At 66.3% G+C, this 19441-nt stretch carries 17 protein-coding genes and 1 pseudogene; 9 read left to right on the forward strand and 9 right to left on the reverse strand.

The genetic code is table 11. The features are described from left to right. Positions 1 to 200: 200 nt before the first annotated feature. From gyrB to dnaA, 5 genes are all read right to left on the reverse strand, one after another. Positions 201 to 2237 (reverse strand): DNA topoisomerase (ATP-hydrolyzing) subunit B, encoded by a 2037-nt coding sequence (gene gyrB, locus ACQR3U_RS13490; RefSeq protein WP_230810675.1) that lies wholly within the window; start codon positions 2235 to 2237, stop codon positions 201 to 203. 215 nt (positions 2238 to 2452) lie between these two features. Next, positions 2453 to 3025 (reverse strand): DUF721 family protein, encoded by a 573-nt coding sequence (locus ACQR3U_RS13495; RefSeq protein ID WP_019290471.1) that lies wholly within the window; start codon positions 3023 to 3025, stop codon positions 2453 to 2455. Further along, entirely contained in the window at positions 3022 to 4254 is a 1233-nt protein-coding gene (gene recF / locus ACQR3U_RS13500; RefSeq protein ID WP_230810676.1) for a DNA replication/repair protein RecF, read from the reverse strand. The genes ACQR3U_RS13495 and recF overlap by 4 nt, the downstream gene beginning before the upstream one ends. Positions 4255 to 4276: 22 nt before the next feature. Next, positions 4277 to 5461 carry a DNA polymerase III subunit beta gene (gene dnaN, locus ACQR3U_RS13505; RefSeq protein ID WP_024102543.1) on the reverse strand — a complete coding sequence of 395 codons (1185 nt, stop codon included), beginning with the start codon at positions 5459 to 5461 and terminating at the stop codon, positions 4277 to 4279. A 502-nt stretch (positions 5462 to 5963) separates the two neighbouring features. After that, positions 5964 to 7769 carry a chromosomal replication initiator protein DnaA gene (gene dnaA / locus ACQR3U_RS13510; protein ID WP_428692126.1) on the reverse strand — a complete coding sequence of 602 codons (1806 nt, stop codon included), beginning with the start codon at positions 7767 to 7769 and terminating at the stop codon, positions 5964 to 5966. 587 nt (positions 7770 to 8356) lie between these two features. On the opposite strand from dnaA, the gene rpmH reads away from it, so the two are divergent. From rpmH to ACQR3U_RS13555, 9 genes and pseudogenes are all read left to right on the forward strand, one after another. Beyond that, positions 8357 to 8500, forward strand: a complete 144-nt coding sequence (gene rpmH, locus ACQR3U_RS13515; protein ID WP_006550910.1) for a 50S ribosomal protein L34 — start codon at positions 8357 to 8359, stop codon at positions 8498 to 8500. 20 nt (positions 8501 to 8520) lie between these two features. Further along, positions 8521 to 8916, forward strand: coding sequence for a ribonuclease P protein component (gene rnpA / locus ACQR3U_RS13520; protein ID WP_024102541.1), 396 nt, complete (start codon positions 8521 to 8523; stop codon positions 8914 to 8916). Continuing rightward, the gene (yidD, locus tag ACQR3U_RS13525; protein WP_006550908.1) at positions 8913 to 9203 is read left to right on the forward strand and encodes a membrane protein insertion efficiency factor YidD; all 291 of its coding nucleotides are present in this window, start codon (positions 8913 to 8915) and stop codon (positions 9201 to 9203) included. Before rnpA ends, yidD begins: the two co-directional genes overlap by 4 nt. Before the next feature lie 69 nt (positions 9204 to 9272). Beyond that, positions 9273 to 10367, forward strand: coding sequence for a membrane protein insertase YidC (gene yidC / locus ACQR3U_RS13530; protein ID WP_230810678.1), 1095 nt, complete (start codon positions 9273 to 9275; stop codon positions 10365 to 10367). A gap of 22 nt (positions 10368 to 10389) precedes the next feature. Continuing rightward, positions 10390 to 10935, forward strand: a complete 546-nt coding sequence (locus tag ACQR3U_RS13535) for a protein jag (RefSeq protein ID WP_006550906.1) — start codon at positions 10390 to 10392, stop codon at positions 10933 to 10935. Positions 10936 to 11045: 110 nt separating this feature from the next. Then, a pseudogene (gene rsmG, locus ACQR3U_RS13540) lies at positions 11046 to 11733 on the forward strand (16S rRNA (guanine(527)-N(7))-methyltransferase RsmG). A gap of 624 nt (positions 11734 to 12357) precedes the next feature. Continuing rightward, complete coding sequence (locus tag ACQR3U_RS13545; protein WP_006550904.1) at positions 12358 to 13329, forward strand: ParA family protein; 972 nt, start codon at positions 12358 to 12360, stop codon at positions 13327 to 13329. Next, on the forward strand, positions 13326 to 14558 hold the full coding sequence (locus ACQR3U_RS13550) for a ParB/RepB/Spo0J family partition protein (RefSeq protein ID WP_230810679.1): 1233 nt from the start codon (positions 13326 to 13328) through the stop codon (positions 14556 to 14558). The genes ACQR3U_RS13545 and ACQR3U_RS13550 overlap by 4 nt, the downstream gene beginning before the upstream one ends. A 58-nt stretch (positions 14559 to 14616) precedes the next feature. Then, a complete protein-coding gene (locus ACQR3U_RS13555) occupies positions 14617 to 15306 on the forward strand; it encodes a GNAT family N-acetyltransferase (protein ID WP_230810680.1) in 690 nt (229 codons plus the stop codon). Positions 15307 to 15381: 75 nt separating this feature from the next. Here the strand turns inward: ACQR3U_RS13555 and ACQR3U_RS13560 are convergent, their stop codons facing one another. The 4 genes from ACQR3U_RS13560 to ACQR3U_RS13575 form a co-directional block, all read right to left on the reverse strand. Continuing rightward, entirely contained in the window at positions 15382 to 16560 is a 1179-nt protein-coding gene (locus ACQR3U_RS13560; RefSeq protein WP_024102537.1) for an N-acetylmuramoyl-L-alanine amidase, read from the reverse strand. A 135-nt stretch (positions 16561 to 16695) separates the two neighbouring features. Beyond that, positions 16696 to 17025: a thioredoxin gene (trxA, locus tag ACQR3U_RS13565; protein ID WP_006550900.1), complete on the reverse strand. Its 330-nt coding sequence runs from the start codon at positions 17023 to 17025 to the stop codon at positions 16696 to 16698. Between the two features lie 46 nt (positions 17026 to 17071). Beyond that, positions 17072 to 18037, reverse strand: coding sequence for a thioredoxin-disulfide reductase (gene trxB, locus ACQR3U_RS13570; protein WP_006550899.1), 966 nt, complete (start codon positions 18035 to 18037; stop codon positions 17072 to 17074). A 200-nt stretch (positions 18038 to 18237) separates the two neighbouring features. Next, complete coding sequence (locus ACQR3U_RS13575) at positions 18238 to 19437, reverse strand: NADH:flavin oxidoreductase (protein WP_230810681.1); 1200 nt, start codon at positions 19435 to 19437, stop codon at positions 18238 to 18240. Positions 19438 to 19441: the final 4 nt, after the last annotated feature.

Raw genomic sequence — 19441 nt, forward strand, 5'->3', positions numbered from 1 at the left:
GTGAGTTCTTCCCGTACCCCGCGCTGCCCCAGCCCCCTCGTCGGCAGCCACACGTACAGATGGCCGATAGAAGTGTACTCACGAGTAACGAAGAAGGCTAACGGCCCTGCCCACTTCCGGGCGCACGACATGCGAATCCCCGCCGTGATGTACGACACAGCGGGGATTCGCATGCAGTTCTCCGGCGCTGCCGGCCGTGATCAGACGTCGAGGAAGCGGACATCCTTCGCGTTACGGGTGATGAAGCTCCGTCGTGCCGCGACGTCCTCACCCATCAGAACGCTGAACAGCTCGTCGGCGGCAGCGGCGTCGTCAAGGGTCACCTGACGCAGGACGCGGACGCTCGGATCCATGGTGGTCTCCCACAGCTCTTTGGCGTTCATTTCACCGAGGCCCTTGTAGCGCTGGATGCCGTCGTCCTTGTTGATCCTCTTGCCGGCCTTCAGACCCGCCTCGAGCAGGGCGTCGCGCTCGCGGTCGGAGTACGCGAACTCCGGCTCGCTGCGCTGCCACTTGAGCTTGTACAGCGGCGGCTGTGCCAGGAAGACGTGGCCTTCCTCGACCAGCGGCCGCATGAAGCGGAAGAGCAGCGTGAGCAGCAGCGTCGCGATGTGCTGACCGTCGACGTCGGCGTCGGCCATCAGGACGATCTTGTGGTACCGCAGCTTCGAGATGTCGAATTCCTCGTGGATGCCGGTACCGAACGCCGTGATGATCGACTGGACCTCGGCGTTCTTGAGGACCTTGTCGATCCGGGCCTTCTCGACGTTGATGATCTTGCCGCGCAGCGGAAGGATCGCCTGGTACATCGAGTCGCGACCCGACTTGGCGGAGCCACCCGCGGAGTCGCCCTCCACGATGTAGATCTCACACTTGCTCGGGTCCTTCGACCGGCAGTCGGCGAGCTTGCCGGGCAGACCACCGATGTCGGTCGCGCTCTTGCGGCGGACGAGCTCGCGCGCCTTACGAGCGGCGACACGCGCGTGCGCCGACGACACGGCCTTGGTGACGATCGTCTTCGCGTCGGCCGGGTTGGCCTCGAACCAGTGCGAGATGTGCTCATTGCACGCCTTCTGCACGAAGGACTTCACCTCGGTGTTGCCGAGCTTGGTCTTCGTCTGGCCCTCGAACTGCGGCTCAGCGACCTTGACGGAGATGATCGCCGCGAGACCCTCACGGATGTCGTCACCCGTGAGGTTCGGGTCCTTGTCCTTGAGGAGTTTCTTGTCCTTCGCGTAGCGGTTGACGACTGTGGTCAGCGCCGCACGGAAGCCTTCCTCGTGCGTACCGCCCTCGTGGGTGTTGATGGTGTTGGCGAAGGTGTGGACGGACTCGGAGTAACCCGAGTTCCACTGCATCGCGACCTCGAGTTCGTGGCCGGTGCCCTTGGCGGTGAACCCGACGACGGAGTTGTGGATCGGCGACTTCGTGCGGTTGATGTGACGCACGTAGTCCTCGAGACCACCCGGGTAGTGGTAGGTGCGGACCTTGACCTTGTGCATCTCGGGCTCGGTTGCCTCGACGGCCTGGTCCTCGGCGGTCTTCGGCGCCTCGGCGGTCTCCGGGACGTCCTCGTCGGTGACCTCTTCGGGAGCGACCCGCTCGTCGGTGAGAGTGATGGTCAGTCCCTTGTTGAGGAACGCCATCTCCTGCAGGCGACGCGCGACGGTCTCGAAGTTGAACGTCGTGGTCTCGAAGATCTCCGGGTCCGGCCAGAAGCGGACGGTGGTACCGGTCTGCTTGGTGGCCTCACCGCGGACGAGCTCGCCCGGCTTCGAGGCGGTGTACGTCTGCTCCCAGTGGTAGCCGTCGTTGTCGATCTCGACCTCGAGGGTTGTGGACAGGGCGTTCACCACGGAGATACCGACACCGTGCAGACCGCCGGAGACGGCGTAGGCATCGGAGTCGAACTTGCCACCCGCGTGGAGCTGGGTGAGGACGACCTCGACGGTGGGCACACCGGAGGCGTGCATACCGACGGGGATACCGCGACCGTCGTCGACGACCTGGACACCGCCGTCGGCGAGGAGGGTGACCTCCACCTTCGACGCGTAACCGGCCATGGCCTCGTCGACGGAGTTGTCGACGACCTCCCAGATCAGGTGGTGCAGGCCACGCTCTCCGGTGGAACCGATGTACATACCGGGGCGCTTGCGCACCGCCTCGAGACCCTCGAGGACGGTGATGGACGACGCACCGTACTCACTCTTGTTGTTGTTCGACTTCTGGGCAGCCACGGGTGGGTAGCTCTCCTTCTCCGATCGGCCCCGCGCACGCGCGCGACGCATTCCTGTCCATCCTACGTGCCCGTGAGCCTTGCGCCGGGGCGGACACGAAAGCGGGCGTTCCGTACCGCTGACGTCCCCGTAGCGGCCTCTTCGCGACCCGGACAACGTGATTTCCTACGCGCTCCGATTTTCGCCCCTCGTAGGGGCCGGGAGCGAGCCCGGGATCACCCGTAGGTGTCGCGCGGTCCGCGGCCGCGGATGTGGCGTTCGCCTTTCCGCCAGCTCGGAGCCGTCGGGCCGGTGATCCGCAGTTCCTTGACCACCCCGTGCCCCACGGCCGCGGCGATCTTGGCGAGAATCTGCGATTGCATCATCCGCAGCTGGGTCGCCCAGGCGGTCGACTCGGCCGAGACGTGCAGGATCCCGTCGCGCAGTGTGGTCGGCTGGGCATGGCTCGCGATGTCGTCGCCGACGACCCGCGCCCAGCTTCCCATGACGGTGCCCTCGGACACGTGCGCCGACCAGCCCCGCTGTTTGGACAGCGACTGCGCGAGCGAACCGAGGGTCTGGGGATCGCGGTCGTCCGGCCCGGGCCCCGACCAGCCACGACGTCGGCGTTTCGGGCGCAGCGGCCCGCGCGACGCGCGTCCCTGGCCGACGGCCTTACCGCTCGCCTTGGCGGCAGCTCGAGCCTCCTCGAGCGCGCGGCGGGCCAGATCGATGCCCTTCGGCTCCGGCTCGTCCGCGCTGCGCTCCGGCCCGGCACCGCGTTCGGGACCTGCTTGTTCGTCGTTCATCCGACCTCCCCGGTGAGCGGGTCCGTCTCCCGTTGCACCGATCCCAGCACAGAGATACGACCTTCTTCGGTGTCGTCGGCATGCACGGGGTATCTGGCGCCGTTCAGTTCGGCCGGCACGTCCTCCGGCACGGCCGCCGTGATCAGCACCTGTTCGGCCGTCGCGGCGACCTCGGCGAGGGCGGAGCGGCGCCGTCGGTCGAGTTCGGCGAAGACGTCGTCGAGCATGAGAACGGGATCGGTGCCGTCGGTGCGGAGCAGGGCGAATGCCCCGAGCCGCAGTGCGAGCGCGAACGACCACGATTCGCCGTGGCTCGCATAGCCTTTCGCGGGTTCGGCACCGAGCGTCAGGTCGAGATCGTCGCGGTGGGGTCCGACGAGGCAGACGCCGCGTTCGATCTCCTTCGACCGCACCTCCGCGAGGCGGTGGAGGAAGACGGTCTCGAGAAACTCCCGGTCGTCGGGCGCGGGCGTGCGGGCCGGGTCGGAGAACTCCGGCGGCAGCGCGTCGGCCAGGCTGCTGCGATAACGCAGGCTCGCCGGACGCGACTCGGGTGCGATCGACCGGTACGCCTCGGACACGTGCGGGGCCAGTTCGTGCAGCAACGCGATGCGCGCGGCGAGCAGCTCGGCTCCGTGGGCCGCGAGATGACCGTCCCACACGTCGAGGGTCGCCAGAGCGCCCGCCCCGTCGCTCGAGCGACTCCCTCGCCGCAGTGCTCCCCCCGCGGTCTTGAGCAGGGCGGATCGCTGGCGCAGCACCTTGTCGTAGTCGGCCCGAACCCCGCTCATCCGCGGGAAACGCGTGCTGAGCAGTTCGTCGAGGAACCGCCGGCGATCACCCGGGTCGCCGCGCACGAGCGACAGATCCTCCGGGGCGAAGAGCACCGTGCGGAGGATGCCGAGGATCTCTCGAGGACGCCGGGCGGGCGACTGATTGATCCGCGCCCGGTTCTGCTTGGCCTCGTTGATCTCGATGTCGATACCGAGCTCACGACCGTTGTTGACGACCAGCGCCCCGGCGAACGCCCGCGACGTGCCGGCCCGCAGCAGCGGGCCGTCGGAGGACACCCGGTGCGACGACAGCGTCGACAGATATCCGAGGGCCTCGAGCAGATTGGTCTTCCCGTGTCCGTTGCGCCCGACGAAGACCGTCGCCCCCGGAGTGAGGTCGACGGAAACCGTTCTCCACGAACGGAAGTCGCGCAGCGAGAAGGTGCGAACGTACACGGGGGTCCAGTCTCGGGGCCGGTCAGCCCGGCAGGCGCACCGGCATCAGAAGATAGGTGTAATCGCTGTCCGGAGCGGCGAACGTACCCGAGGAATCCGGCACGGGCTCCTCGTCGAGCGCCGGCCGCAGCACGGCCGGACGACTCGAAGTGGTGAACCCGAACGAGACCTTGTCGGTGTGCAGCGACGTCAGACCGTCGAGCAGGTAGCCGGGGTTGAACGCGATGATCAGCGGCTCACCGAAGAACTCCGCGGGATGCGATTCCTCGGCGCGGCCGGCGTCGTCGCCACCGGCGGACAGCATCACGCTGCCCTCGGTGAACTCGAGTCGGACCTGCGCACCGCGCTCGGCGACCAGCGCGACACGCTTGATCGCGTCGACCAACGGTGCGATTTCGACGGTCGCCATCGCGGTGTGCTCGTTGGGGAGCAACTGGCGGAACTTGGGGAATTCGGCGTCGAGCAGGCGCGTGGTGGTGCGGCGACCTTCGGCGACGATGCCGAGCAGGCCCTCGGCGCCCACCGACGACCCGCTGCCGAGCGCGAGCTGGACCGGGGAGTTGGACGACCCGCCAACAGTTTTCGCGGCCTCGGAGAGGGTCTTTGCGGGCACGAGCACGGCCGAGCTGGTGGACTCCGCGGTGGGCATCCACTCGAGCTTGCGCACTGCGAGACGGAAACGGTCGGTGGCAGCGAGGACCATGTCGGTGCCCTCGATCTCGACTCGGATGCCCGTGAGCATGGGAAGCGTGTCGTCCTTGCCGGCGGCGACGGCGACCTGGCTGATGGCCTCGGCGAACAGATCGCCGGAGAGTGCACCGGTCTGCTGCGGGAGCGCGGGCAGCTGCGGGTAGTCCTCCACAGGCATGGTGGGGAGCGAGAACTTGGCGCTACCGCACGTGATGAGCACACGGGTGCCGTCGAGGACGACATCCACAGGCTTGTGGGGCAACGCGCGGGTGATGTCGGCGAGCAGCTTGCCGGACACCAGCACCTGACCGGGGGTGATGACCTCGGCCGAGACGTGGACCTGCGCGGATACCTCGTAATCGAAGCCCGAGACCGTCAGCCCGCGTTCGTCCGCTCCGAGCAGGACACCGCCCAGGACGGGAACGGGGGGTCGCGACGGAAGGCTTCGGGCAACCCATGCAACGGAATCAGCGAAGTCCTCGCGAGGCACACGAAACTTCATACTTCCCAGCTCCATCGCCCGGTGGATCCCTTCGATCGTGGTCTCGACAAGTCTACGAAGTCTGTCACAGAACCCCGATACCGATGAGAGCGGAGCCGGGGGATGCGGGTCCACGTTATGCCTTCCCTCGCTGCTTGGAAAGCCGGGGGGCTCGAGGCGTGAGCCTCATTCGAGGGCCTGTGGACCGACGCTCTCCACACACCTGTTTTGAAAGAAGATTTCTGAAGAGAACTCACAGAAGTAGTAATAGGGCCTGTGGAATCTGTGGACGAACGACCGTCTAGGCTGGTGGGGCAACGTTCTCGAGGGCGTCGAACTCGAGGATGAACTCGAGGAGTTCTCGAGGATGAATGTGGATTCCTCGAGACTGTTCATTCTTTGTCCACCGTTCGTCCACAAAGATCCCACGTTCTGCACACCCTTGTCCACAGGTGTGGGGACCGGAAATTTCTCGAGATACGGGACAGGGAGCGCCCTGTGGACGCTCCCTGTGGATGGAAACCCGAGGTTCGAGGAATCAGCGCTTGGACCGCTGTTTGATACGCGCGGTGAGCTCCTGCACCTGGTCGTAGACCTTGCGACGCTCGGTCATCTCCTTGCGAATCTTCTTGTCCGCGTACATGACTGTGGTGTGGTCGCGACCGAAGGTCTGCCCGATCTTCGGCAGCGACAGGTCGGTGAGCTCGCGGCACAGATACATCGCGATCTGGCGGGCCTGCGCCAGCGGCCGTGCCTTTCCGGGCCCGCACAGGTCGTCTATCGACGTCCCGAAGTACTCCGCGGTCACAGCCATGATCGTGGCGGCATTGATCTCGAGAGCCGAGGAATCCGGCATCAGATCACGCAGCACAACCTCGGCGAGGGTGAGATCGAGCGGCTGCCTGTTGAGCGACGCGAAGGCCGTCACACGGATCAGGGCACCCTCGAGTTCGCGGATATTGCGTTCGATCCGGCTCGCGATCAGCTCGAGCACGTCGTGCGGCACGTTCAGACCGTCCATGCGCGCCTTCTTCGACAGGATCGCGATGCGCGTCTCGAGTTCGGGAGGCTGGACGTCGGTGATCAGTCCCCACTCGAACCGGGTCCGCAGTCGTTCCTCGAGCGTCGCGAGCTGCTTGGGCGGCCGGTCGGACGAGACGACGATCTGCTTGTTGGCGTTGTGGAGGGTGTTGAAAGTGTGGAAGAACTCCTCCTGGATGCCTTCCTTGCCCTCGATGAACTGGATATCGTCGACGAGGAGGATGTCGGTCTCGCGGTAGCGCCGCTTGAACGCGACCTTGCGGTCGTCGCGGAGGCTGTTGATGAAGTCGTTGGTGAACTCCTCGGTGGAGACGTACTTCACCCGCATGCCAGGGAAGAGGCGCTGTGCATAGTGGCCGGCGGCGTGCAGCAGATGGGTCTTCCCCAGGCCCGAGGCGCCCCAGATGAACAGGGGGTTGTAGGCGCGCGCCGGTGCCTCGGCGATGGCCACCGCCGCGGCGTGCGCGAACCGGTTCGACGCACCGATCACGAAGGTGTCGAAGGTGTACTTCGCGTTGAGGCTGCTGCTGCCGATAGGCGGCGTCTCGGGCGGCGGGGGCTGGGTGAAATAGGACGGCCACGACTCGCGGACGGCGGTCATCGCCTCCCGGTCGTCGTCGACCTCCTCGAGTTCGCCGTGGTCGGCCTCGAGCATGTCGTGCTCGCGCGAGGAGATCAGGCGTCGCCGATAGGCCGCACCCTCACCGGGAAGCATGCCGTCCCGGGTGAATCCCCCGTCCATCGGCCCGACGCCGTCCCTGGCCCCAGCCCCGTCCCGCGCGCCGGCGACATCCCGGGGCATCGGAGGGTCGCGACGCAGATCACGGCTGCGGGGCTCTGCCGTGCGCGGGTCACGGCTGCGGGGCTCTGCCGTGCGCGGGTCACGGCTGCGGGGCTCTGCCGTGCGCGGGTCACGGCTGCGGGGCTCTGCCGTGCGCGGATTCACAGGCTGTGCATCTTCCGGCAGACCCTCGAGGGGCAGCGTGTCGCGGGGTTCGGCGTAGGGATCCTCGGCGGGGTCGTCCATGCGTTCCCGCGGTTCGACACGCACACCGAGACCCTCGACCCGGTGACCGAGGTGCCGGTTGAGGGTGCGGAGGATGGGTTCGCGCAGATCGCGTTCGATCGATTGCTGGGCGAGGGTGGACGGCACCGAGAGCAGCGCGAATCCCTGTGCGAGCGTGATCGGTTTTACCAGCGCGAGCCATGCCTTCTGGCTCTTCGTCAGCATTTCGTCGTCGATGGTCAGCTCGGATACGACGTCCGTCCACACATCGGCCAGCGCGTTCGGCTCGTCGCTCACGCAGCTTCCCTCCCTTTGGTCCCCGGTTTTCCACACGATTATCCACAGGTGTGGACAACCGGGGGAATCACCCGGTGGATGTGTGGATGGGAGGTGTGTATTCGCTCGGCGGGGCTCGTGGGCCCGGGCGGTCTGCGGGGATCAGTGTGACACACGGTGCGACGCGGTCCGACTCCGTGTTCGGTGAACGCGCCCGGAGAAGCTGCGCGACGACGCCCGAAGAGGCGCGGGGCAGCAGGCCGTCACCGGCCGGCACATCGTCGTCGAACGGAGCGAGACGCGGGACTGCACAGGTAGTCGCGATGCGCCGTCGAAGACATGGCGCAAAGCGTACCCGAGCTGTGCTCCGGATCACATACCTTCTCGGCGAGTAGTTTTTGCCGAACAGGTCCGGCGTGTCGCGTTGATCGACGCTGTTCGTCGCGGTTTGATTTCGCGCCCGCGTCCGAGTAGCCTCGAACAGTCACTCATACCGAGGTGACGGGTTCGTCCGGCTCGAGTCGAGCAATACGAATCCTGCGAATTCACGTACACGTTGGACGACGGTGCTTGCCGCGCCGTCGCAGAATTATCGAGGAGTGTCGACCGTGGCCAAGGGCAAGCGGACGTTCCAGCCGAACAACCGACGCCGCGCGCGCGTTCACGGCTTCCGTCTCCGGATGCGCACCCGTGCGGGTCGCGCGATCGTTTCGGCGCGTCGCCGTAAGGGCCGCGCTTCTCTCACCGCCTGATTCCCTAACGGGAGCTCGGGGTGCTACCTGAGCCGTATCGACTGCGGCGCCACTCGGATTTCTCGGATACCGTCCGCCGAGGGCGTCGTCAGGGGCGGCGGGATCTGGTCGTTCACGTTCTCGAACGCGATCGCACCGAGTCCTTGGTGAGTGTCGGCGGTCCGCGTTTCGGACTGGTCGTGAGCAAGGCTGTCGGGCCGGCGGTGATTCGACATCGAGTCGCACGCCGGCTTCGTCATATCTGTGCAGGTCTCGTCGAGGCTCTGCCCTCCGAGACCGACATCGTGCTGCGCGCACTACCCGGCGCTGCCATCGCGGATTCCCGTGAGCTCGACAAGCAGGTGCGGTCGGGTCTCACCCGCCTCGGACTGCTCGACGCCGGTGCTTCCGCCTCGCATGGGAGTGCTCGCGCATGACCGAGCCCGAGCGGAGGTCGTGGTGGCGGTCCCTGCGGTCCGCCCCGGCCCGGGCATTGATCTTCTGTATCGAGCTCTATCGCACCTATGTGTCGCCCACACGGATGCCGACCTGTCGATTCACCCCGACTTGTAGCGAGTACGCCGTGGAGGCGCTGCGCACGCGGGGTGTCGTCGTCGGTGCGGTCCTGGCATCGGTGAGACTGCTCAAGTGTGGCCCCTGGCACCCTGGTGGGTGGGATCCGGTACCCGAACGGAAACATCGGTCGTCCCCAGTGGGTACCTGACCGGAGCCGAGACCCGAGACCGACGCCTCTTCGTGGCGATCATGGACGACCAGAGGAGTACATAGAGCCGTGCTCGACTTCATCTACTATCCCGTGTCCTGGATCCTCTGGGTCTGGCACAAAGTCTTCGCCGCGATCCCGTTCCTAGGACCGGACAGCGGTTGGACCTGGGCGTTGTCGGTGGTGTTCCTCGTGTTCACCCTGCGCGCGATTCTCTACAAGCCTTTCGTCAAGCAGGTTCGCACGACCCGCCAGATGCAGGAGCTGCAGCCGCAGATCAAGGCACTTCAGAAGAAGTACGCCAAGGACCGGCAGCGCCAGGCACTCGAGATGCAGAAGCTCCAGAAGGAGCACGGCTTCAATCCGTTGATGGGCTGTCTGCCCGTTCTGCTGCAGGTCCCGGTCTTCATCGGCTTGTTCCACGTGCTGCGCTCGTTCAACCGCACGGGTACCGGCTTCGGCCAGCTCGGGCTGACTCCGGAGGAGAACGCGCAGATCGGCAACTATGCGTTCAGCCCGGAGGACGTCCAGTCGTTCCTGAGCGCCCGCCTGTTCGGTGCTCCGATTTCGTCGTGGATCACGCAGCCGATGGCGTCGCTCGAGGCGTTCGAGCCTTTCGGCGGCATTCCGACGCGCTGGCAAATTGCCGCCGTCGCGGTGCCGCTCATGATCGTCGCCGGCGTCGCCACGCACTTCAACGCTCGTGCCTCGGTCTCCCGCCAGAGCGCGCAGGCCGCCGCGAACCCGCAGGCCGCGATCATGAACAAGCTGGCCCTGTACGTCTTCCCACTCGGTGTGCTCGTCGGTGGTCCGTTCCTGCCGATCGCCGTCATCATCTACTGGGTCAGCAACAACATCTGGACCTACGGACAGCAGCACCTCGTCTTCCGCCGTATCGACAAGGAGGAAGAGGAGAAGAAGGCTGCGGCTCTGGCCCGCCGGAACGAGAACGCACCGAAGCCGGGTGCTCGCCCCGACAAGTCCAAGAAGAAGGGCTCGGCCGCAGCGTCCGACACCGTCGATGCCACGGTCGACGAGACCGGCGAGGTGTCGCTGCAGAAGGACGCCGCGGCCGGCGACGGCTCCCCTGCGGCTTCGAAGTCCGGTGCGTCCGCTCCCAAGCCGGGTAGCCGACCCAAGAACTCCAAGCGCAAGCGGCGCTGACCGAAGTAGAAGAGAGCTGAATATGGCCAGTGACCTGGACAAGGTGGAAGAGGACCTCGCGGTGGCACCCGAGGAGCGCGACACTGCGGCGGACGCCGATCTCGATGACGACTACCTCATCGAAGAAGGCGAGATCGCCGGCGACTACCTGGAGCAGTTGCTCGACGTTCTCGATTTCGACGGTGACATCGACCTCGACGTCGAGGGCGACCGCGCGGTCGTGAGCATCGACGGCGGTAAGGATCTGACCAAGCTGGTGGGTCGCAACGGTGAGGTTCTCGACGCTCTGCAGGAGCTCACCCGTCTCGCCGTGCAGCAGGCGACCGGCGAGCGCAGCAAGCTCATGCTCGACATCGCCGGGTGGCGTGCAGGCAAGCGTGCCGAGCTCTCATCGCTCGGCGCGTCGGCCGCGAAGCGCGTGCTCGAGACCAGCAAGCGCGAAGAGCTCGAGCCGATGACGCCGTTCGAGCGCAAGATCGTGCACGACGCCGTCGCGAAGATCGACGGTGTGTCCAGCGAGAGCGAGGGTGCGGAACCGCACCGCCGTGTGGTGATCGTCAAGGATTGAGTCGGCCGTGCCGACCGAAGAGGGACTCTGCGTCGTCAGGGTCCCTCTTCGCCTTTTCGTAACTGATGCTGTGGGTCCCGATGTTGTTTCGGGTGAGCCGACAGGAAAGGATGTTTCACGTGGAACAGCACGAGGCGGAACTGTCGGCGGTCGCGCAGCGGGTCTTCGGGGATCGGACCGAACTTGCCGAGCGGTACCACCATTCGTTGTCGACGGCAGGTGTCGAGAGGGGGCTCATCGGGCCGCGTGAGGTGCCGCGCCTGTGGGAACGACACATTCTCAACTGCGCCGTGGTGGGCGAACTCATCCAGGAGGGTGAGACAGTCGTCGACGTGGGCAGCGGTGCCGGTCTGCCGGGTATTCCTCTCGCACTTGCCCGTCCCGACCTCCAGGTCACGCTCGTCGAGCCGCTTCTGCGCCGCACCGTCTATCTGGCGGAGTTCGTCGAATCCCACGGGATCGAGAACATTCTCGTGGTCCGTGGTCCGTGGCCGTGCTGAGCAGCCGAGCGTCCTCCAGGAGGTGGGCGGCGCAGACGTCGTGACTTCCCGTGCCGTCGCACCTCTCGCCAAGCTCGCCAAGTGGTCGCTCCCCCTCGTCCACGAGGGAGGCCGGATGCTGGCGTTGAAGGGTTCGTCCGCTCGAGAAGAGATCGACCGCGATCACGACGAACTCGCTCGCCTCGGTGCCGGCAATCTCGAGGTGCTCGAGTGCGGAGGCAATCTCCTTCCGACACCCACGATCGTCGTGAAGGCCGAGCGGATTCCGCGGCCGGCGCGGCGTCGCAAGAAGCGCTGAGCGAATCGCCTGGCACGACGATCGCCCCGACACCCTCCCCTCCCCTACCGGGTCGGGAGGGTGTTGCCGTTTCCGAGACATTCTTTCCGACTCGAGGAATCTACTCGAGTACATTACCGGCGCAAAACGGTTGTTTCGGACGTTGTCACACCAGACCCGATCACCCCATGACGTTTCGTCACTGTGATGTTTCAGATTCCCTGAAATGTGTTTATCAAACGAATTATCTTCCTGTGCACTACGATTGAAACTCGCTAATGTGAATAGCATTGCGGACCAGAGCATTTCAGTCTGGGTGTTCGCGGTTCTCGAGCCCACTCGTATGGGTCGGGATTGTTTCACGTGAAACCACCGAGCCGCTCCTCCGCCTGTTTCACGTGAAACAACTCCGCTCTCCGTTTCACGTGAAACGTCACCCGGCCATGTCGCCGACGGAACCTAGAATGCGGATGGGATACTGAACCAACTGAGAATGCGTGCGCGTGGTCGGAAGGCCGGGGACAGCTCCGGGCCCGGGACTCGCATTCTCCCTTCGGCGCCTCGACCCGGTCTTCGAAGTCGCGACCGGGAAGCGACGAGGATGTAGCGTGCGAACCGAGCGGATCTACGTGTAAGGAGTGTTCTATGACGGGTGGATCTGAATCCGCTGTTTCACGTGAAACCGGAGGCGCCGAGGACGACTTCTCCCCCGTACCCTTCGACGGTTTCTCCACCGTCGACACCCCGATCGGCGCGGCTGCTCATCGCGCCACCCAGGTCCTGCATCCGAGCGATGCCAACGCACTGCCCAAGCCGCGCGAGCGTCGCGTCTTCACGATCGCCAATCAGAAGGGCGGGGTCGGTAAGACCACCACGGCGGTGAACATCGCCTCCGCGCTCGCCGTGCAAGGATTGTCGGTCCTCGTGGTCGACCTCGATCCGCAGGGCAACGCGAGCACCGCCCTGGGCGTGCCGCACTATTCCGGTGTGCCCTCGAGCTACGAGATCCTCCTCGGCGAGATCAATGCCGCCGAGGCCGTGCAGCAGAGCCCGCACAACGAACGCCTCTTCTGTATCCCCGCCACGATCGATCTTGCCGGTGCCGAGATCGAACTCGTCTCGATGGTCGCGCGCGAGAACCGCCTCCGGAACGCCCTCACCAAGGAGGCGCTAGGCGACCGCGAGTTCGACTACGTGATCATCGACTGCCCGCCGTCGCTCGGTCTGCTCACGGTCAACGCGCTCGTCGCGGCGAAGGAAGTTCTCATACCCATCCAATGCGAGTACTACGCACTCGAAGGTGTCGGGCAGCTCCTGCGCAACATCGAGCTCGTCCAGTCGCACCTCAACCCCGAACTGCACGTCTCCACCGTCCTCCTGACGATGTACGACGGTCGCACCAAGCTGGCCGATCAGGTCGCCGCAGAGGTGCGTGCGCACTTCGGCAGCGCGGTGCTGCGTTCGGTCATTCCCCGCAGCGTGAAGGTTTCCGAAGCTCCCGGTTACGGGATGACCGTTCTCGACTACGATCCTGGATCGCGCGGCGCGATGAGCTACCTCGACGCCGGGCGCGAGTTGGCGGCACGCGGGGTACACGAGAATCAGGGGAACGGATGAGCGCGACACGTAAAGGCGGGCTCGGTCGAGGTCTGGCAGCGCTCATCCCCACCGGGCCCCCGGTGGATGCAGAGCAGAAGCCCACGGCCGCCCCGAGTTCCACTGCCGCCGCCCCCACGGCCACCGCTCCCACCAATACCGCTGCTCCGGCCGTTCCTGCGCCGGCCAAGTCCGCACCGGCCGCGGGTGAACCGTCGAAGCCTGCTTCGGGCGGACAGTCCAAGTCGGCTGCGTCGCGTCGCCCCGGCTCGTCGGTCCTGAACCTCCCGTCATCGGGTCTGGGTATGGCAGCCGCCGATCTCATCATCGGCGACGGCAGAACGCCGGCGCCCGCGTCCCCGGCGGAGCCTGTCGAGGACGACGCGGCACGGGCGTCCGAAGCGGCATCCGAAAGCGAACCCCTCCCCTCCCCCACCGGAGCGGTGTACCTCGAGATCCCGATCGACCGGATCGAGCCCAACCCGAAGCAGCCGCGGCAGGTCTTCGACGAGGAAGCGCTCGCCGAGCTCGTCCACTCCGTCCGCGAGTTCGGGCTCATGCAGCCGGTCGTGGTCCGCCGTCTCGAAGGCGACCGATTCCAGCTCGTGATGGGTGAGCGTCGCTGGCGTGCCGTCCAGGAGGCAGGCCTCGGCACGATCCCCGCGATCGTCCGCGACACCGAGGACGAATCGCTGTTGCGCGACGCGCTGCTCGAGAACATCCACCGGGTGCAGCTCAACCCCCTCGAAGAGGCCGCGGCCTATCAGCAGTTGCTCGAGGAGTTCGAGGTCACCCACGAGGAACTCGCGAGTCGGCTCGGACGGTCGCGGCCGGTCATCACGAACATGATCCGGCTGCTCAGATTGCCGGTCGCGGTGCAACGACGCGTGGCGGCCGGAGTGCTGTCGGCCGGGCACGCGCGTGCCTTGTTGGCGCTGGAGGCCGGTGCCGACGCTCAGGAGGCACTCGCCGCACGCATCGTCGCCGAGGGCCTGTCCGTGCGGGCGACGGAAGAAGCCGTCGTGCTCGCCAACCGCAACGACACCCCCGACGCTCCGCAGCAGAAGCGTCGGAAGCCCATCCAGATGCCGGGGCTGCAGGACGTCGCGGAGCGTCTGTCGAACTCCTTCGACACGCGCGTGACCGTGAGCCTCGGCAAGCGCAAGGGCAAGATCGTGGTGGAGTTCGGTTCGGTCGACGACCTCGAACGCATCGTGAAGATGATGGAGTCTCAGACCGACCTTTCTTGACTCCTCGTCGGAGCAAGACAACAGTCTGTAGACGAAAGACGTGGAGGCGAGCTATCCCGTGTCGACCCGAGTATCACCGCTCACGTTGAGTGGGATCGAGCAGTTGCCTGCTCATGCGCGACGGTGCGTTTTCTGGGAGCTGGATCCCACCTCATCGCCCGACGTTCAGCAATTCGCCGACCCCGAATTCGAGAAGGAAGCATGGCTGTCCATGGTCCTTCTCGAATGGGGGTCGTGCGGCCAGATCGCGACGATCGGCGACAAGGCCGCCGGGTGCGCGCTCTACGCTCCGCCGGGCATGGTTCCCCGCGCGCAGGCCTTCCCTACCGCGCCCGTCAGCGCCGACGCGATCCTGCTGACATCCATGCGGACCGAACCGCACGCGGACGAGCCGGATATCGGAGCCGACCTCATCCGCGGTGTCGTCGCCGATCTCGTCCGTCGTAACGTCCGTGCCATCGAGGCCTTCGGGATCCGACGTACCGCCGACGTAGAAGCGAGCGATGTGCCGTACGCGACGGCCGCACTCGGGTGCTCCGACACGGAGTGCATGATCGACGCAGACTTCCTCGAGGACATGGGCTTCGAGGTCGTCGCCCCGCACTACCGCTACCCGCGACTGCGTCTCGAGCTCGACCGCGACCACGAGTGGAAGTTCGCCGTGGAGGCCGCCCTCGATCGGCTCCTCGAGGAGTCCTCTCTCACCGTCGCGGATCTGACCGCAGGTTCGGCCGTCGGCGCCCACTGACGTACACCGGACACCGACGAAGAAGGACCGCCCCGCAGACTCTGCGGGGCGGTCCTTTTCTCGTCTACGGGCCTGCTAGCGACTGTCGGAGATGGACAACTCTTCGGCAAGCAACTCGGCGAAGGTGTACGTGCCGGTCGGCTGGTCGTCCTGGCCGAGCAGGTACAGCCGCTTCACCGCGATGAGGATCGCCTCGGCGATGATGTCGCGGCTGCGCGGATCGGCGAGCAGCGCGGCGTCCTGCTCGTTGGTGAGGTAACCGAGATCGATCTGCACCGTCGGCATGTTCGTCAGGCGCAGCAGATCCCAGGTACGGCCGTGGCTGCGGCAGTCCTGCAGGCTCGTGCGGGCGACGATCTCGCGCTGGATGTAACCGGAGAGCACCTGTCCGATCATCGACTCGGACCCGTGCGAGTTGCCGTAGTGGAAGCTCGCGATGCCGTTCGCGGCGGGGCTGTGGCTCGCGTCGCACCGCAGCGAGATCATGAGGTCGGCACCGAACGCGTTGGACGTGCCCGCGCGTTCGACGTCGGTCGGATTCACGTGGTACGGCCGCGACAGGAAGGTCTCCATGCCCGTCGCCGCCATCCGGCCCTCGAGCCGACGCGCGAGATCCCACAGGATGTCGGCCTCGGAGATCGGGCCGTGAGGGCTCGGCACGATGATGCCGTGGGTGTTACCGCCGAGACCCGGGTCGATGACGATGCGCTTGCCGCTGAGCTGAGGACCGGAGCGGCGCACGATCTCCTCCTCGGAGATCGCGTGGGGCGACCCGCCCGACACGCGCGTGCCGAGCAGTTCGAGCGAGCGCAGTGTCTCGGCACCGCAGATGCCGTCGGAGGCGAGTCCGATCTCGCGCTGAAAGGAGCACAGACCCTCGTGGGTCTTCGGCCCGAAGTAGCCGTCCACGCGGTCGACGTAGAAGCCGAGATCCTGCAGACGGGTCTGCAGGGCCGCGACATCGTCGCCGTAAAGCGGAGCGGAGAGCTGATACATCAGGGTGCGCGCACCGAGCTTGTACGACGCTTCCTTCAAGGAACGGTAGGTCGCGGGGCCTACGGTCCCGTCGACGAGCAGACCGCGCTGCTGCTGGAACGCGCGCACGGCTCCGTCGAGTTCACGATCGAAGGGGACGTCCGATCCCATCCAGTCGCCCGACTCCTCGGGCTCGTTGTGCAGGAAGCCCAGGCCGGCCAAGGTGCTCCGGATCTCGGCGACCGCCGGACCGTGGTCGCCGTGACGAAGAGGGCGCATGTATCGGGCCTTTCCGTGCTGACAGGATCGGTGCCCGGCGTGAGGGCTGGGCAGCATCGAACGGGAGTGGGATGAAGGATGTGCCCGTGAAGACGGGCTCACGGGCACATCCGAGAGGTTGATCCTGGGACGGTACTACAGGACGTCCGCGAGATCCCGAAGCAACGCCGCCTTGCCCTTGGCCCCCACGATCGTCTTCGTCGGCTTGCCACCGGAGAAGAGGATCATCGTGGGAATCGACATGACCTGGTAGTCGCGTGCGGCCGACGGATTGGCGTCGATGTCGAGCTTGGCGACGGTCAGCTTGTCGCCGTGTTCGGCCGCGATCTCCTCGAGAACCGGAGCGACCATCTTGCACGGACCGCACCAAGTGGCCCAGAAGTCGACGAGGACGGGCTTCTCGGACTGCAGTACGTCCTCGACGAACGACGAGTCGGTGATGGTGACGGTGTTCTTGTCGGCCACGGATGTCTCCTGAATCTCGGGGTGGAATGTGGAACGGGGTGGTGGATCAGGCCTCGGCGAGCGTCGGCGCCTCGACCTCGCGGTTCGCGACGAGCCACCGCTCCGCGTCGATGGACGCCGAGCATCCGGTGCCGGCGGCGGTGATCGCCTGGCGGTACGTGTGGTCGACGAGGTCGCCCGCGGCGAAGACACCCGGCACGGAGGTCGCGGTGGACGGCGCCGAGACCTTCACGTAGCCCTCGTCGTCGAGGTCGACCTGACCCTTGACGAGCGAGCTGCGCGGGTCGTGGCCGACGGCGACGAACAAGCCGGTGACCGGAAGGTCGCTGCGCTCGCCGGTGACGGTGTCCTCGAGGACGAGGTTGGTGACGCTGTTCTCGCCCTGCACCTCGGCGACCTTCGCGTTGGTGACGAAGCGGATCTTCTCGTTGGCGCGGGCGCGCTCGAGCATGATCTTCGAGGCGCGGAACTCCTCGCGGCGGTGGATGAGGGTGACGCTGCGCGCGAAGCGCGTCAGGAAGGTCGCCTCCTCCATCGCGGAGTCGCCACCGCCGACGACGGCGATGTCCTGGTCGCGGAAGAAGAAGCCGTCGCAGGTCGCGCAGGCGGAAACGCCGCGGCCGAGCAGCTGCGACTCCCCGGGCACACCGAGGTAACGCGGCTCGGCGCCCATCGCGAGGATGACGGCGTGGCTGCGGTAGGTCTCGCCATTGGCGACGACCGTCTTGACCGGGCCCGTGAGGTCCATCTCGTCGACGTCCTCGGTGCGCAGATCGGCGCCGAAACGCAGTGCCTGCTCACGCATCTGGTCCATGAGCTCCGGGCCCATGATCCCGTCCTTGAAGCCCGGGAAGTTCTCGACCTCGGTGGTGGTCATGAGCTCGCCACCGAACTGCGTTCCCTCGAAGACGAGCGGGGTGAGTTCGGCGCGGGCCGCGTAGATGGCGGCGGTGTATCCGGCCGGTCCCGAACCGACGATGATGAGGTCGTGAATCGTGGGCGAGGTCGTCATGCGGCGGAGCCTTCCGGTTGGGTGAACGGGGGCGCGAGGACTGCGGGCGATCCGGCCGGAACCGGACGGCAGCCTACAGATACTGTCAACACCAGGGTAAACGGTGTTGTTCCCCTTCCGCCGTGCGTCCCGCCACAGACGCCCTGTACGGACCGGCCGGTCGCCCGACCGGCCCGCCCTCGATGCGAACCGGTACGGTCTCAGGCCGCGCCGGGCACGTCCCGCAGCGTCTCGCGGATCACGCAACGCGTGCCCGTATAGATGGTCGGCATGCACTTGTTGCAGTGGATACACAGACCTTCGTGTGCCGTCTTCTCCTCGAACTTGCGGACGAGATGCGGATCACGCAGCAGCGCGCGGCCCATGGCGACGAACTCGAAGCCTTCGTCGAGCGCCGTCTCGATAGTGTCGAGCCGGTTGATGCCGCCGAGCAGGATCAGCGGGATCTTCAGTTCCTCGCGGAACTGCCGGGCCATGGGCAGGAAGAATGCCTCCTCGAACGGGAGCTTCGGGAAGATCTTCGGCCCGTAGACCTTCAGTCCCCAGCCGACGACCTTCGGCTGCGACGCCTGGAACTCCTTCATGGGGACGTCGCCGCGGAAGAAGTACATCCCGTTCAACAGCGAGCTCCCGCCGGTGAGCTGCATGGCATGGATGGTGCCGTCGGACTCGATGAGCTTGGCCATGGGCAGGGACTCGTCGAGCCACAGACCCCGGGGCACGCCGTCGGTCATGTTGAACTTCGCGATGACGGCCACCCCCTCCCCCACCGCCGTGCGGACGGCCTCGAGCACGCGACGCGGGAAGGCGGTACGGCCCTCGATGCTGCCGCCGTACTTGTCGGAGCGCTTGTTGAGATTCGGGCTCATGAAGGAGCTGAGCAGGTAGTTGTGCCCGAGGTGGACCTCGACGGCGTCGAATCCGGCCTCGACGGCGAAGCGCGCGGCGCGTGCGTAGTCCTCGACCACCCGATCGAGCTGCTCGAGTGTCGCGCCGCGGACGAGCCCCATGGCGGGGGCGCTGATGCGCGTGGACGGCGCGAGCGTCTTCATCTTGTTGGAGATCTGGTTGGCGACGAGTCCGGCGTGGCCGATCTGCGCGGAGGCCAGACCCCCGGCGGCGTGCACGGCGTCGGTGAGCCGGGTCAGGCCGGGGACGGAGTCGGCGTCGAGCACGAGGGTGTCGCGGTGGACGCGGCCGTCGTGGGAGACCGAGCAGTAGGCGACGGTCGTGAGGGCGGTGCCGCCGCGGGCGACCTCGGCGTGGAATTCGACGAGTTCGTCGCTGACGGCTCCTCGAGGCATGACCCCTTCGAAGGTTGCCGCCTTGACGATGCGGTTGCGGAGGGTGAGCGGCCCGAGTCGGGCCGGTTCGAACACGGTGGGTCGCGGCGAAGACATGCCC

The organism is Rhodococcus sp. IEGM1339, from assembly GCF_050321925.1.
Classification (GTDB): domain Bacteria; phylum Actinomycetota; class Actinomycetes; order Mycobacteriales; family Mycobacteriaceae; genus Rhodococcus; species Rhodococcus pyridinivorans.